The sequence below is a fragment of the Streptomyces sp. NPDC059874 genome, assembly GCF_042731135.1.
Lineage (GTDB): Bacteria > Actinomycetota > Actinomycetes > Streptomycetales > Streptomycetaceae > Streptomyces.
The window spans coordinates 85,488-97,839 of record NZ_JBHWJY010000018.1 but is presented as its reverse complement, the minus strand read 5'-3'; the positions used below and the strand labels follow the sequence as shown (position 1 = coordinate 97,839).

11 protein-coding genes are annotated in these 12,352 nt (G+C 74.2%); 6 read left to right on the top strand and 5 right to left on the bottom strand.

Going from position 1 to position 12,352, the window contains the following annotated elements:
- Nucleotides 1-3 precede the first annotated feature (3 nt).
- Nucleotides 4-1,236 (top strand): trypsin-like peptidase domain-containing protein, encoded by a 1,233-nt coding sequence (locus tag ACFV9H_RS13510; RefSeq protein ID WP_385397220.1) that lies wholly within the window; start codon nucleotides 4-6, stop codon nucleotides 1,234-1,236.
- Here the strand turns inward: ACFV9H_RS13510 and ACFV9H_RS13505 are convergent.
- Genes ACFV9H_RS13505 through ACFV9H_RS13495 form a run of 3 tightly spaced genes read right to left on the bottom strand, consistent with a single transcriptional unit; the run spans nucleotide 1,190 to nucleotide 3,090 of the window.
- Entirely contained in the window at nucleotides 1,190-1,570 is a 381-nt protein-coding gene (locus ACFV9H_RS13505) for a hypothetical protein (protein WP_385397218.1), read from the bottom strand. The two genes, ACFV9H_RS13510 and ACFV9H_RS13505, sit on opposite strands and share 47 nt — an antisense overlap.
- Before the next feature lie 6 nt (nucleotides 1,571-1,576).
- Entirely contained in the window at nucleotides 1,577-2,146 is a 570-nt protein-coding gene (locus tag ACFV9H_RS13500) for an HXXEE domain-containing protein (protein ID WP_385397216.1), read from the bottom strand.
- Nucleotides 2,143-3,090, bottom strand: a complete 948-nt coding sequence (locus ACFV9H_RS13495) for an AEC family transporter (RefSeq protein ID WP_385397214.1) — start codon at nucleotides 3,088-3,090, stop codon at nucleotides 2,143-2,145. The genes ACFV9H_RS13500 and ACFV9H_RS13495 overlap by 4 nt, the downstream gene beginning before the upstream one ends.
- A gap of 86 nt (nucleotides 3,091-3,176) precedes the next feature.
- Between ACFV9H_RS13495 and ACFV9H_RS13490 the strand changes: the two genes are divergently transcribed.
- The 4 genes from ACFV9H_RS13490 to ACFV9H_RS13475 all read left to right on the top strand — a co-directional run bounded on the left by ACFV9H_RS13490 (nucleotide 3,177) and on the right by ACFV9H_RS13475 (nucleotide 7,792).
- Entirely contained in the window at nucleotides 3,177-4,571 is a 1,395-nt protein-coding gene (locus ACFV9H_RS13490; RefSeq protein ID WP_385397212.1) for a sensor histidine kinase, read from the top strand.
- Nucleotides 4,568-5,248: a response regulator gene (locus ACFV9H_RS13485; protein ID WP_385397210.1), complete on the top strand. Its 681-nt coding sequence runs from the start codon at nucleotides 4,568-4,570 to the stop codon at nucleotides 5,246-5,248. Before ACFV9H_RS13490 ends, ACFV9H_RS13485 begins: the two co-directional genes overlap by 4 nt.
- A gap of 220 nt (nucleotides 5,249-5,468) precedes the next feature.
- Nucleotides 5,469-6,575: an alpha/beta hydrolase gene (locus tag ACFV9H_RS13480; protein ID WP_385397208.1), complete on the top strand. Its 1,107-nt coding sequence runs from the start codon at nucleotides 5,469-5,471 to the stop codon at nucleotides 6,573-6,575.
- On the top strand, nucleotides 6,572-7,792 hold the full coding sequence (locus ACFV9H_RS13475; RefSeq protein ID WP_385397206.1) for an acyltransferase: 1,221 nt from the start codon (nucleotides 6,572-6,574) through the stop codon (nucleotides 7,790-7,792). Before ACFV9H_RS13480 ends, ACFV9H_RS13475 begins: the two co-directional genes overlap by 4 nt.
- Nucleotides 7,793-7,858: 66 nt before the next feature.
- Here ACFV9H_RS13475 and ACFV9H_RS13470 read toward each other — a convergent pair whose 3' ends face one another.
- Nucleotides 7,859-8,281 carry a DUF350 domain-containing protein gene (locus tag ACFV9H_RS13470; protein ID WP_385397204.1) on the bottom strand — a complete coding sequence of 141 codons (423 nt, stop codon included), beginning with the start codon at nucleotides 8,279-8,281 and terminating at the stop codon, nucleotides 7,859-7,861.
- A gap of 97 nt (nucleotides 8,282-8,378) precedes the next feature.
- Between ACFV9H_RS13470 and ACFV9H_RS13465 the strand changes: the two genes are divergently transcribed.
- On the top strand, nucleotides 8,379-10,172 hold the full coding sequence (locus tag ACFV9H_RS13465; RefSeq protein ID WP_385397202.1) for a GNAT family N-acetyltransferase: 1,794 nt from the start codon (nucleotides 8,379-8,381) through the stop codon (nucleotides 10,170-10,172).
- Here the strand turns inward: ACFV9H_RS13465 and ACFV9H_RS13460 are convergent.
- The gene (locus ACFV9H_RS13460) at nucleotides 10,169-12,205 is read right to left on the bottom strand and encodes an AMP-binding protein (protein WP_385397200.1); all 2,037 of its coding nucleotides are present in this window, start codon (nucleotides 12,203-12,205) and stop codon (nucleotides 10,169-10,171) included. The genes ACFV9H_RS13465 and ACFV9H_RS13460 overlap by 4 nt on opposite strands.
- Nucleotides 12,206-12,352 lie beyond the last annotated feature (147 nt).

Genomic DNA, 12,352 nt, shown 5'->3' with positions numbered 1-12,352 from the left:
CGCATGCGACGTACGTTGACGATGGCCGCGGCGGCGGCCGCGCTGCTGGTGCCCGCGGGGCAGCTGCCTGCGGCCGGGGCCGAGAACGCCGTCCCGGTGGCCTCGGCCGCCGGGCGCTGGTCCATCCGGGAGGCGGAGACCTTCTGGACGCCGGAACGCATGGCCGCCGCCGTCCCGCTGGCCCTCGACCCGGTCCCGGTCCCGGACGGCGTCCCGGCCCCGGGCGGGCTCCCGGCCCCGGAGGAGGTCCCGATCTCGGACGGGGTCCCGGTCCCGGAGGAGGTCCCCGCCCCCGTCCCGGCGGCGACGCCCGCGCCTGCGCCTGCGCCTGCGCCCGCGCCCGCACCAAGCCCCGCGTTCCCCGCGCCCATCCCGGACCCGCTGACCCCGACGCCCGACGGGACGCCGACCCCTACGCCGAGCCCGAGCCCGACGCCAAACCCGGACCCGGACCCCACCCCCACCCCCACCCCGACCCTGGACCCGCTCTTGCCGCGCCTGCCGGTCGCGGGCCCCGGGGTAGGGCAGGACTTCAACGGCATTCCGGTCGTCGGCCGGATGTACCTCGTCAAGGGCGGAGGCGCCTACTTCTGCACCGCCAGCGTGGTCACCTCCCCGGGCCACGACCTGGTCATGAGCGCGGCCCACTGCCTGACCGGCTCCGACTCCCAGCGGGTGGCCTTCGTACCGCGGTACACGCGGGCGAATCCGCGGCCGTACGGAATGTTCCCGGTACGGCGGAACGCGGCCGGGCGGTCCAGGATCTGGATCGACCCGCGCTACCGCTCGCAGGGCGTCAACCGGGCCGCCGCCCTCGACGTGGCCTTCGCGCAGGTGGGACCGAACGCCGCCGGCCGCCGGGTGGAGGACGTGGTCGGCGGGAACCGCCTGGTCACCGGCGCGGGTTACGCCCACCCACAGGTACGGCTCGTCGGGTACCCGGCCTCCGCCGCCCGGCCGCGTCTGTGCGTGAACCGGACGACGAAGTTCACCAGCTCCGACCCGGGGATCCCCGGGTCGTTCCTGCGCATCGACTGCACCGGTTACCCGGGCGGGACCAGCGGCGGCCCGTTCCTGACCCGCTACGACGAGCGGACCAGGACCGGTGACGTGGTGGGGGTCATCGGCGGCTGGAAGACGGGCGGGGACACCGCCGACACGTCCTACAGCTCCTACTTCGGCGCGGACGTCAGGAAGTTGTACGCGAAGGCGGTCGCCGAGGCGAAGGCGGGGTGAGCGGATCGACGCGCACCCACCGGGTGCGGCGCGGGTTGCCGACCGTGCGCGGGGCCGCCGGGAGCCCGTCGCCGGTCAGCGGGTCCGCCGGCGCGAGGCCGAGCCGGCGCCGCAGGTCGGCGAGGGCCGCGTGGACCGGCGCGAGGACGACCTCCGCGCCCGGGTCGATGTGCGCGAGGGCGTGCGCGGTGGTCTCGATCGCCTCGGCGGCGTCCTCGGCGGCGCTCCGGCTCCACCCTCCGTGCACGGCGGTGTCGTAGAGGTGGCAGGCGGCATCGGCCACGGCGTCGGCCCGTTCACCGACGCCCGGCGCCGCGATGGTCGGCAGTTCCATGCCGGGTCAACGAGCCGGTCGGGCCAGTGGGTGCGACCGGATCCGGCGGGCCGCCGCGTGCGCGGCGACCGTGGCGGCGCCCGCCAGGGCCAGGCCCCGGGCCAGGTCGCGCGGCCGCGTGGGCCGCAGGACCCCGGCGCGCCGCAGCCGGCCCCGCGCCCACAGGGTGAAGGGGACCACCAGCAGCGGTGAGGTCACGACCCCGGGCGTGTAGCCGCGGGTCGCGGCGGCCTGGGCGAGGTGGACGAGGCCGTGCAGCCCGAAGCCGTTGAGGGAGTCCTGGTAGAAGGCCGAACGCCCGCCGGTGCGGTACCCGTCGGCGGCGGCCGCCGCGACGACGAGCCCCATGAAACCGACGGCGGTGGCGAACTCGCGTCCGTCCACGTCTTCGAGGCGCCGCCAGATCCGGTCGGGCAGGTGGGGGTGGCGTCGGCGCAGGGCCGAGACCCGGGTACGGGACCAACGCGCCATGGTGGCGACCTCTTCGAGGTCGTGCACGGTCCAGGCGGCGAGCAGTCCGAGGGTGACGGCGCCCACCGGCATCACGGGTGTCTCGGGTATCGAGGAGTCGCTCATGTGACCACAGTCTGCAGCCAGAGCGGCAGCAGCAGGAGGGAGATCACCGAACTCTTGATCACGAGGGAGGCGGAGAGGTCGACGCCCACGTCGTAGCGCTGGGCGAAGATGAACAGGTTCTGCGGCGTGGGCATCGCGGCGAGCAGGACCAGGTACGCCAGCCAGTCGCCCCGCACCCCGAACAGCATCCCGCACACCGCCCAGGTCAGCAGCGGGAAGGCCAGGCACTTGAAGGCGAGCAGCGCCAGCTCCTCGCGCGTGGTGCCCCGGACGTCCAGGCCGAGGCCGCCGAGGTGGAGGCCGAGGGCGAACAGGGCCACCGGGGAAGCGCTGTCGCCGACGAAGGCGGCGCCGTCCAGGACCACGGCGGGGACGTGCACGGACAGCAGGTTGAGCAGGATGCCCGCATTGCACGAGAGCACCAGCGGGGTGGTCAGCGAAGCGCCGACGGCTCGGGAGAGGCGCCGGCCCGGGCCGCCCGCGGTGGGGCCGGCGCGGCCCAGTTCCATGAGGGAGATGACGACCAGGGACAGGACGCAGACCTGGAACAGCAGGATCGGGAAGATCGGCGCGGCCGTCCCGAAGACCGTGATGAAGACGGGGACGGCGAAGTAGGCGGTGTTCACCTGCACTCCGCCCATCACGCGCAGCGCGACGGCGCGCGGGTCCCGTACGGAGTTGGCGACCGACGCCGCGGCGACCAGGACCACCGCGAGGGCCGCGGCTGCGGCGTAGCCGCCGATCGCCCGCCAGTCGAAGAGGGCGCCGAGGTCGCTGGCGTAGATGTTGCCGAAGAGGTAGCAGGGGACGGCGAAGAGGAAGGCGTAGTCGGAGAAGGCCTTGGACGCCTCCGCCGGAACGATTTTGCGGCGCGCGAGCAGTACCCCGCCGCCGAAGGCCAGTAGTACCGGCAGCAGTTTCTCCAGCGCGGCTGCCCCACCCATGCGTACCGGACTCCCCCGTGATCGACTGGCCGGCAGCCTACCCGTACCTCCGGTCCGGGCTCGGCGGCGCATAGGGTGGACCGATCATGAGCGACAGACCCCGCATCCGGCTGGGCGGCCGGACCCGTGAACTGCTCCGCGTTCCCTCGACCGGCCGGCGGCCCGGCGGGCCGGGCGGGCCTGCCCGGGCCGGCGGGCCCGGCGCACTGTCCCAGCTCGGTGTGGTGCTGCGCACGCCCGCGCGGTCGGCGGAGCCCTTGTTCGCGCAGGCGCCGAAGTTCTGGCAGCGGATGCTCCCCTATGTGGTCGTCGGCATCTTCGTCGCAACGCTGCTGCCGGTGACCATCACCGTTCTGACCGTCGACTACGGGGCGGACGGCGGTTGGTCGGGCGCGCTGGGCGTGGCGCAGACCGTACCGCTGCTGCTGGCCGTGACCCGGCCGGTGCACGCGTGGGCGCTGATCCTGCTCTCGGACACGATCGGCGCGGTGTTGTTGATCCAGGCCGACAAGGTGGCCGGGCATCCCTGGCCGTGGGCACCGATGACCATCGTCGGGTACCTGGCACTGATGGCGTGCCTGGGGCTGCGCGAGTCCATCCGGACCCTGGTCGGGGTGTGGCTGGCGACCGGCGCGGTCGGAGCGGCGCTCGGCTTCTTCCCGCCAACGGGTTCGACGGACACCGCCGCCCTGCTGTTCGTGCTCTCCGGGGTGATGCTGGTGCTGACCGGCGCGCTACGCGGGCTCGGCGAGGCGCAGCGGCGGATCGCCGAGCAGGAGAGCATCAGCGAGGCGGAGCGGGCCCGGCGCACCCTGCTGGAGGAACGGGCCAGGATCGCCCGGGAGTTGCACGACGTGGTGGCCCACCACATGTCGGTGATCACCGTGCAGGCGGATTCCGCGCCGTACCGGCTGCCGGGCATGGCGGAGCCGGTGCGGGAGGAGTTCGCGGCGATCGCGGCCAGTGCGCGGGAATCGCTCGGCGAGATGCGGCGGCTGCTCACGGTTTTGCGCGGTGACGGTACGGAGCGCGCGGAGGGCGAGAAGGCCCCGCAGCCGGGGATCGACCGGCTTCAGCAGCTGGTGGAGGCGACCGTACGGGCGGGGCAGCCGGTGGAGTTGTCCCTGGCGGCGGGCGCGGCCGAGGCGGCGCCGCCGGCCGTGGACCTGTCGGCGTACCGGATCGTGCAGGAGGCCCTGGCCAATGTGGTGCGGCACGCGCCGGGGGCGAAGACGCGGGTTTCCGTGAGCGTCGACGAGGACGAGGTGCTCGTGCTCGTGGTCAACGGCCCGGCGCGGGGCGCCGTGGTGGCGCTGGAGAGTTCGGGCACGGGGCACGGTCTGGTGGGGATGCGGGAGCGCGTACGGTTGACCGGCGGGACGCTGGACACCGGTCCGCTGCCCGACGGCGGCTTCCGGGTCGCCGCCCGCCTGCCCCTGAAGGACGCTACGGAGACCGCTCAGACGAAGGAGGGGAGTTGACGATCCGGGTGATCATCGTCGATGACCAGGCCATGGTGCGGGCGGGGTTCGCCGCACTGCTCTCGGCGCAGGCCGACATCGACGTGGTGGGCGAGGCGCCCGACGGGCGCCAGGGGGTGCTGTTGTCCCGCTCCGCGCACCCCGACGTGGTGCTGATGGACGTACGGATGCCGGAGATGGACGGGCTCACGGCAGCCCGGGAGCTGCTCGATCCTCCGCCGGGCGTGGTGCACCGGCCGAAGGTGCTGATGCTGACCACCTTCGACATCGACGACTACGTGTACGAGGCCCTGCGCGCCGGCGCCTCCGGCTTCCTCCTCAAGGACGCCCCGCCGGCCGATCTGATCGCGGCGGTCCGGGTCGTGGCCTCGGGCGAGGCGCTGCTGGCCCCGTCGGTGACCCGGCGGCTGATCGCCGACTTCGTCCAGCAGCGGCCCGCGCCGCGCAAGGACCCGGCGCTGCGGCTGAACGGGCTCACCCCGCGTGAGACCGAGGTACTGGAACTCATCGCGCGCGGGCTGTCGAACCAGGAGATCGCCGGCCATCTGGTGCTCGCGGAGCAGACGGTGAAGACCCACATCGGGCGGGTGCTGGCCAAGCTGGACCTGCGCGACCGGGCCCAGGCCGTGATCTTCGCGTACGAGGCGGGGCTGGTGCGGCCGGGCGACTCCGGCTGACCTGCCCCGCGCATTCGGCCGCCGCGGCGTGACACCGACCCGCCGCCGGCGGCGGCCGGTTGACGTCGCCGCCGCGCCGGTTCACACATCGGGGCCGTCTCCTCCACCCCCTACCGGGGTATGACATCCGACTTGGCTCCACGGTCCGACGCCCCCTCCGGTACCTCCTTCCTACCTTCCTCCTCGTCACGAGGCTCATCACGAGGAAGGGAGAAGGGGCATGCGCCGCTTCGGAAGGACGCTGGTCACGGCCGCACTGGCGGTGACCGTCGTCGCGGGTACCGCGGGATGGGCCTCCGGGGACAGTCAGCGGGCCGTCACCGGGCCTCCGCCCGGCGCCGCCGCCTGGCGGGCGGACACCGTGTCCGGCCGGGCGCTGCCCGATCCGGCGAGCGCGAGCCCGCGGGAGGTGGCCCGGTTCTTCGCCGGGCTGGACGATTCCGCGCGGCGGGAGCTCGTACGCTCCCACCCGCTGGTGGTGGGGAACCTCGACGGGGCGCCGCTCGCCCTGCGGTACGAGGCCAACCGGATCGCCGTGGCGGCCACGGGTGAGGCCCGCTACGCCGCGCTCGCGGCGCCGGGCCGGCAGATCCTGGCCTTCGACCCGCGCGGCCGGGGGCAGGTCGCCGAGGTGTTCGGGGACCTGGAGCGGGCTCGGCACGTCTCGGTGATCGTGCCCGGCTCGGACAACGACGCCACCGCCTACGACGCCAAGCGCAAGCAGCACACCGGCCCGGCCGGGATGGCCCGTGCACTGCGCGGGGCGACCGGGGCGACCGGGGCGACCGGGGCGACCGGGGCGACCGGGGCGACCGGGAACGTCGGGGCGGCCTCGGGGGACGTCGCGGTGGTCGCGTGGATCGGGTACACGACCCCGGTCGGGGTCGGTCTGGACGCGGCCGACGGCCGGCTCGCCGGGGCCGGGGCGGCCCGACTGGCCCGGTTCACCGCCGGGCTGGACGCGGTCGGCGCACCCGACCCGGTGCTCTTCTGCCACAGCTACGGCTCAGTGGTCTGCGGGCTCGCCGCCCGGGACACGGACGCCACCGACATCGTGGCCTTCGGCTCCCCCGGGATGCGCGCCGACACCGCGGCCGCCCTGCGCACCCGGGCTCGCGTCTGGGCGGCTCGGGGACCTTCCGACTGGATCGCCGACGTGCCGAACGTCGAGTTCGCCGGGATCGGCCACGGCGCCGACCCCACCTCCCCGGCCTTCGGCGCCCACCGGGTCCCCGCCGCCGACGTACAAGGGCACACCGGCTACTTCACGCCCGGCACCCAGTCCCTGGCGGCGTTCGCCGCGATCGCGAAGGGAGAGGTTCGATGAGCGCCCTCACGACTCTGCGGCGCACCGCCGAGCGGATCGACCGACAGACCCCCGCCCACCGCGACCGGGCCGTCGACGGGCTGCGCGCCCTGGCGCTGCTGGCCGTGCCGACCGGCCACTGGCTGCTCGGCGGTTTCACCCTCGACGCGGACGGCGGCCTGCACAACGCCAGCCCCCTGTCGGCCTTCGGCGCTCTCGCCCCGGCGAGCTGGGTGCTCCAGATGCTCGGCATCTTCTTCCTGGTCGGCGGCTACGCCTCGGCGCTCTCCTTCGACCGCCGCAAGGGGTCGAAGGGCGCCTGGCTGAAGGGCCGGATCGCCCGGCTGGGGCGGCCGGTGCTCGGGGTGACCGCCGTGTGGGCGCTGGCCGCGCCCGTGCTGTACGCGGTCGGGGTGCCGTCGGCCACGCTGCGGACCGGGGCGACGCTGGTGATCCAGCCGCTGTGGTTCGTCGGGGTGTACGTGGTGATCACCGCGCTGACCCCGTACTGCGTGCGGGCGGCGCACCGGCTCGGCGGCTGGGCGGCCGCCCCGCTGCTCGGCTCGGTCGCCGTGGTGGACTTCCTGCGCTACGGACCGCTCGCCGGCTCCGTGCCGTCCTGGCTGTCCCTGCTGAACGTCCTGCCGGGCTGGCTGTTCGCGTACCAGTTGGGCGTCTCCTGGGGCGAGCGGCGGATCGGCCGGCGCGGGGCCTGGCTGCTGCTGGCGGGCGGGACGCTGCTGTTCGCCGTCCTGCTGGTGGTCTTCCACTACCCGGCGTCGATGGTGGGCGTACCGGGTGAGGCGCGCACCAACTCGCACCCGCCGTCGCTGCTGGTGTTGGCCCTGGCCGCGGCGCAGTCGGGTGCGGCGATCCTGCTGCGCGACCGGCTGGCGGCCCTGCTGGCGCGTCCCGCCGCATGGGCTCCGGTGGTCGTGATCAACCTGTGTGCGATGACGATCCTGTGCTGGCACCAGACGGCCATGCTGGCCGCGGCCGTTCCCGGTTCCTTCGTGGGCGGGGTGGCGGGGCTGACCACGGCGCCGGACAGCGTGGGGTGGGTCGTGGCGCGGGTGGCGTGGATGCCGGTGTTCGCGGTGCTGCTGGTGGGCATCGCCCGGTACGCGCGCCGGTTCGAGAATCCGCCGCGGGACGTGCGCGGGGGCCGGGCGGTGCGGCGGACCGTGGCGGGGCTGCTGGCGGCGGGGTTCGCGGTGTTCGCGCTGGGTCTCGCGTAGTACGACACGACGAGAGCGCCGCTCCCGGTGGGGAGCGGCGCTCTCGTCGTGTCGTTTGAGTGTCCGTCAGGCGATCGAGGCGGCGACGATGGCGGCCACGGCCAGGTTGCAGGAGGCCGTGACCCAGACCGCCGGGTGCGGCTCGGGGTCGACCACGATGGCGCCGAGCTTGCCGGGGGTCACCAGGTCGAGCACGAGGAAGGCCACTGCCATCAGGACGAGGCCGAGCACGCCGAAGGCGGCCGTGGACAGCAGGCCCTTGCCGAAGTCCGCGTACGTCGTCCAGATCGAGGTGAAGACGATGCCGCCGATACCGAGGAGCGCGGAGCTGAGCATGATCGCGGCATTGCGGTTGCGCTCCTCCCAGATCTGCTTGGGCAGCTTCCCGGGCGTCAGCACGTCCACGAGGACGATGCCGAGGATCAGCAGGACCAGGCCCAGGGCGCCGTAGGCGCTGGTACGGCCAAGTCCGTTGATGATGTCGCTCATTGAGAAGCCTGTCTCCGCGTGGGGTGGGATAAGTATGTGCCGTGGGCTGGCCGAATGTATCGCACGGCCCTGCGGTGGACCATGGGGAGGTCGGCAATTGGCACAGCTCAGGGCGGCGCGGGCGGACGAAGCGGAGGCCCTGACGGGGCTGGTGATGCGGTCCAAGGCGCATTGGGGGTACGACGCCGGATTCCTCGCCGCGTGCGAGCGGGACCTGCGGATCCGCGCGCGGGACGTGGCCGACCGCCGCATCGTCGTGGCCGAGGACGAACGCGGGGCGGTGCTCGGGCTCGCCTCCCTGGAAGGCGCTCCACCGCAGGCCGTCCTGGGGTTGCTGTTCGTGGAGCCGGCGGCCATCGGGCGGGGCGTGGGGCGGCTGCTGTACCGGGACGTGCTGCGCCGGGCGGTGGAGCTGGGGGTGCGCAGGTTGGTGATCGACTCCGATCGGCACGCGGCCGGGTTCTACCGGGCGATGGGCGCGGTGCCGGCGGGCGGCCCGGGTGCCGGCGGCGGCCCGGAGGATCTGGTGCCCTTCGAGGTGGCCCCCGTCCCGCTCGCCGACTGGGCGCGGGAATGGACCGGGGGCGGGCGGGCCGTGCACCTGGGCAACGTCGCCGAATTCAACGCGCAGTTCGCCGACGCCACCTTGGACCGGGAGCAGCGGCCCGCTCACCACTACGCGTGCCTGGCCGCCTTCTACAGCCCGCACCCCGCCGTGCTGGTGCTGCCGCGGGCGGTGCCGCGGGACTGGATCGACCTGGTCGGTCGGCAGTTGGGCTGGGCGGAGGTCGAGGTGTACGACGGGCTGGTGGAGCGGGGTCCGGGGCTCCTCGACGCCGTACGGGAGCGGCCGGCGCTCGCCGCGCGGCTGACGGGGGCCGGGCTGCCCCTCGTACCATGGGGGCTGACGCGGCCGTTCGGGGCGCTGACGGGTCGGCCGTGGCAGGCCCGGGAGCTGCGGTACGAGTCGAAGTCCGCGGCGCACGAGCTGTTCGGCCGGATCCTTGCGGAGGGCGGGCATCCCGAGATCGTGCTCCCCCGGCAGTGGCGGGCCGACACCCGGTGGGCGGCGGTCCGGCTGCTGAAGGCCCGGACCGAGGCGGGCGAGAGCACTGTTCTCAAATCGGAGCACGGCGTCGGCGGTTCGGGCACCACGGTGGTCACCGCCGAGCAGGTCCGGGTGGCCGGCGGGGCGCGCGCCCTGCTGCGGCGGCTGCCGCGCGGGCCGCTGCTGGTGGAGGAGTACGTGAGCGGCCCGCCGGGTGACGAGGGCCCACGCGATCTCACGTACGACGGCTTCGTGGACGCCGGGGGCCGCGTGCACGAGGCCGGCGGCGCCGTGATGGACGTACGGGAGGGCTGCTACGCGGGCGCCACCGTCGGGCCCGGAGTGGTGCCCGAGTGGGCGGACAAGCCCCTCGGCGCCTTCGGCGCGGCGGTGGGCCGGGAATTGGCGGCCGCCGGCTACCGGGGCTGGTTCGACGTGGACTTCGTTACCGCCGACGCGGGGCGGCTCGCGCCGACCGAGACCAACCTGCGGCTGACCGGGCCGTCCATCGCCTTCATGGTGGCGGCCCGGCTCGACGCGCTGCGGGGCGCGGGTCACCTCGTACGGATCATCGACCGGGTGGAGCTCGGCGCACGGCTGCCCGACGCGCAGCTGCACGAACTGTGCGGGGACTTGGCGCGGGCCTGCGCCGAGCTGGGAGCGCTGTTCGTCCCCGCCATCCCGACCGCGGCCTTCGACCCGGCGCCCTGGCTCGGCGTGCTGGTGGCCGCGCACAGCGGGGAGGCGCTGGACGCGGCCGAGGCACTGGTACGGGCCGGGGCGCGGGCGGTGGGCGCGGCCTTCGAAGACCTCGAAGAGCCGGAGGACCTGGACGGGGCCTAGGACTCGTCGTGGGGGTCCGGAGCGGGGGCGGGTGTCCAGGAGAGGAAGCGGACCACGACGAAGGCCGCGATCATCAGAGGGATGTTGAACGTGTACACGAGGGCGGCTTGGACCGGCCAGTCCTGTTTGGCCGCCAGACGGTAGAAGTTGTCCTGCGGCCACCAGGCGATCAGCAGGTAGGCGATGGCCAGGTGGGCCGCGGCGATCAGCCCGTCGCTCTGCCCCCGGCTATGGCGCCGCACCGAGGCCCTGCCCACGAACAGGAATGCCATCCCCGCGACGAAGGCCCACGCCTCGAAGACGTAGAGGACGAAGAAGAGGAACGCCCACGGGTTCGGAACCCCGGTGAGATCGGTGGAACCGGGCCACAGGAGGTAGCCGAGCAGCAGGACGAACCCGGCCACCGGGAGCATCAGACAGGCCTCGAGGCAGCCCACCGCCGACGGGACGGCCGGTTTCGAGGGTCGCGAGCGCCCGTACTTGCCGCTGCCCTGTTCCGGTGACCCCGGTTGGGCGGGCTTCGGCAACGCCTCCCGGTCCTCCCGGCCCGTGCGGGTGCGGGGCAGGGCGCGCAGGCGGACCAGGCGGGTGGGATTGTCGGACAGCGGCACTCTTTCGCGCAGGTGCCGGCGCAGTGCGTTCAGGTCGGCCTCCGCGGTCGTCCCCGTCCGGTCGGGGTCCTCCGGCGGAGGAACGACGTAGGCGGCGATCCTTTCCTGCTCCCCGGACTTGACGGCGGCCACGACGGGCGTGCCGAAGCCGGGGTGGGTACGGATCGCGGACTCGACGACGTACGGGTCGAGCACGCGTCCGTCCTGCCTGGTGATCCGGTCGCGCAGCCGGCCGCCGAACTCCAGCAGCCCGTCGGGGCGGAGCCGGCCGAGGTCCCCGGTGGGGACCGCGTCGCCGCCGTCGGGCGGGGTGAGTCGGATCTCCCCGTCGAGGACGTGGACCTCGCAGCCGGGGAAGGGGACGCCGAGCAGGGAGATCCGCTCCGGGTCCTCCTGTGGGCGCTGCAGTTGCGGAAGTTCGAAGTAGGTGCCGGCGCCGGCGGCCTCGGTGAGGGCGTAGACGTTCAGTACGCGCGCGCCGACACCGAGCCGGTCCTGGAGGGCCTGCTGTTCGTCGAGGTAGAGCCGCTCCCCCGTGACGGCGAGCAGCCGTACCGAGCGGAGGCGGGGAACGGGTCGGCTCCGGCGGCCCTCGACGGCGAGGCCGCCGGGCATGTCGCGGGTGAACAGCCGTAGGGCGCCCGCCGGGTCGGAGTGCAGGACGGTGACGTCCTTCATGAAGACGGTGTGCGCGACGTCCTCGGGTTTCCAGGCGGCGCCCTCGGAGAGCACGAGGGCGCCGCCCGAACACAGGGCCCTGGTCCAGCCGGCGGCGAAGGCGGTGAGGTCCGGGCCGGCGGTCAACAGGTGGAGGTCCTCGGAGGTCAGCCGGGCGACCTCGGCCCAGCCGTCGTGGGCGGCGAGCAGCCGGCCGTGGCCTATGGGCACGGCACGCGGCTCGGCCGCCCCGGTGAACACGACCGCGGCGGTCCGGCCGTCGGTTGCCGGCGTCGGCGGCGGCACAGCGGGCCGGTCGGAGGGCTGCCCGGCGATGACGGCGGCCTCCGCGTCGAGCCGGATCACCAGCAGCCCGCTGCCGTTGTCGAGGGCGGCCAGGTGGGCCGTGTCGGTGAGCAGCGCGAAGGGCTCGACGGCGGCGAGCTGCCGCTGCCCGGTGCGCGGCCTGTCGACATCGATGAGGACGTAGGCCCCACCCGCCTTGAGGACGGCGAGGAGGGCGACGACCAGCTCGGCCTGCCGGGCGGTGCCGATGGCGACGCGGCCGCCCGACGGCAGACCGGCCGCGAGCAGGTGGTGCGCCAGTTGGTTGGCCCGCGCGTCGAGTTGACCGTAGGCGAGGGTGAGCTCGCCGACGACCACGGCTCGGGCCTCGGGGGCGTCACGGGCCCACTGCTCGAAGCGGTGCAGGACGGTGTCGGTGGTGCCCTTGCCGAAGCGTACGGACTCGGATCCCTGCGTCATAAACCGATGATGCCACCGGGCACCGACAGCGGGCAGGAGTCGGCAATTTCCCTGGCGCCAAGGTGAGTTGACTACCCTGAGCGCGCGAATCCCAGCGGCCCCCTCTGAAGGCATCGGCCCGCCCGGCACGAACCCTTGTGCACATCG

What these genes read in the sequence shown, in the direction of transcription:
- ACFV9H_RS13510 (WP_385397220.1), top strand. Translation starts at nt 4, where the DNA reads ATGCGACGTACGTTGACGATGGCCGCGGCGGCGGCCGCGCTGCTGGTG.
- ACFV9H_RS13505 (WP_385397218.1), bottom strand. Translation starts at nt 1,570, where the DNA reads ATGGAACTGCCGACCATCGCGGCGCCGGGCGTCGGTGAACGGGCCGAC.
- ACFV9H_RS13500 (WP_385397216.1), bottom strand. Translation starts at nt 2,146, where the DNA reads ATGAGCGACTCCTCGATACCCGAGACACCCGTGATGCCGGTGGGCGCC.
- ACFV9H_RS13495 (WP_385397214.1), bottom strand. Translation starts at nt 3,090, where the DNA reads ATGGGTGGGGCAGCCGCGCTGGAGAAACTGCTGCCGGTACTACTGGCC.
- ACFV9H_RS13490 (WP_385397212.1), top strand. Translation starts at nt 3,177, where the DNA reads ATGAGCGACAGACCCCGCATCCGGCTGGGCGGCCGGACCCGTGAACTG.
- ACFV9H_RS13480 (WP_385397208.1), top strand. Translation starts at nt 5,469, where the DNA reads ATGCGCCGCTTCGGAAGGACGCTGGTCACGGCCGCACTGGCGGTGACC.
- ACFV9H_RS13475 (WP_385397206.1), top strand. Translation starts at nt 6,572, where the DNA reads ATGAGCGCCCTCACGACTCTGCGGCGCACCGCCGAGCGGATCGACCGA.
- ACFV9H_RS13470 (WP_385397204.1), bottom strand. Translation starts at nt 8,281, where the DNA reads ATGAGCGACATCATCAACGGACTTGGCCGTACCAGCGCCTACGGCGCC.
- ACFV9H_RS13460 (WP_385397200.1), bottom strand. Translation starts at nt 12,205, where the DNA reads ATGACGCAGGGATCCGAGTCCGTACGCTTCGGCAAGGGCACCACCGAC.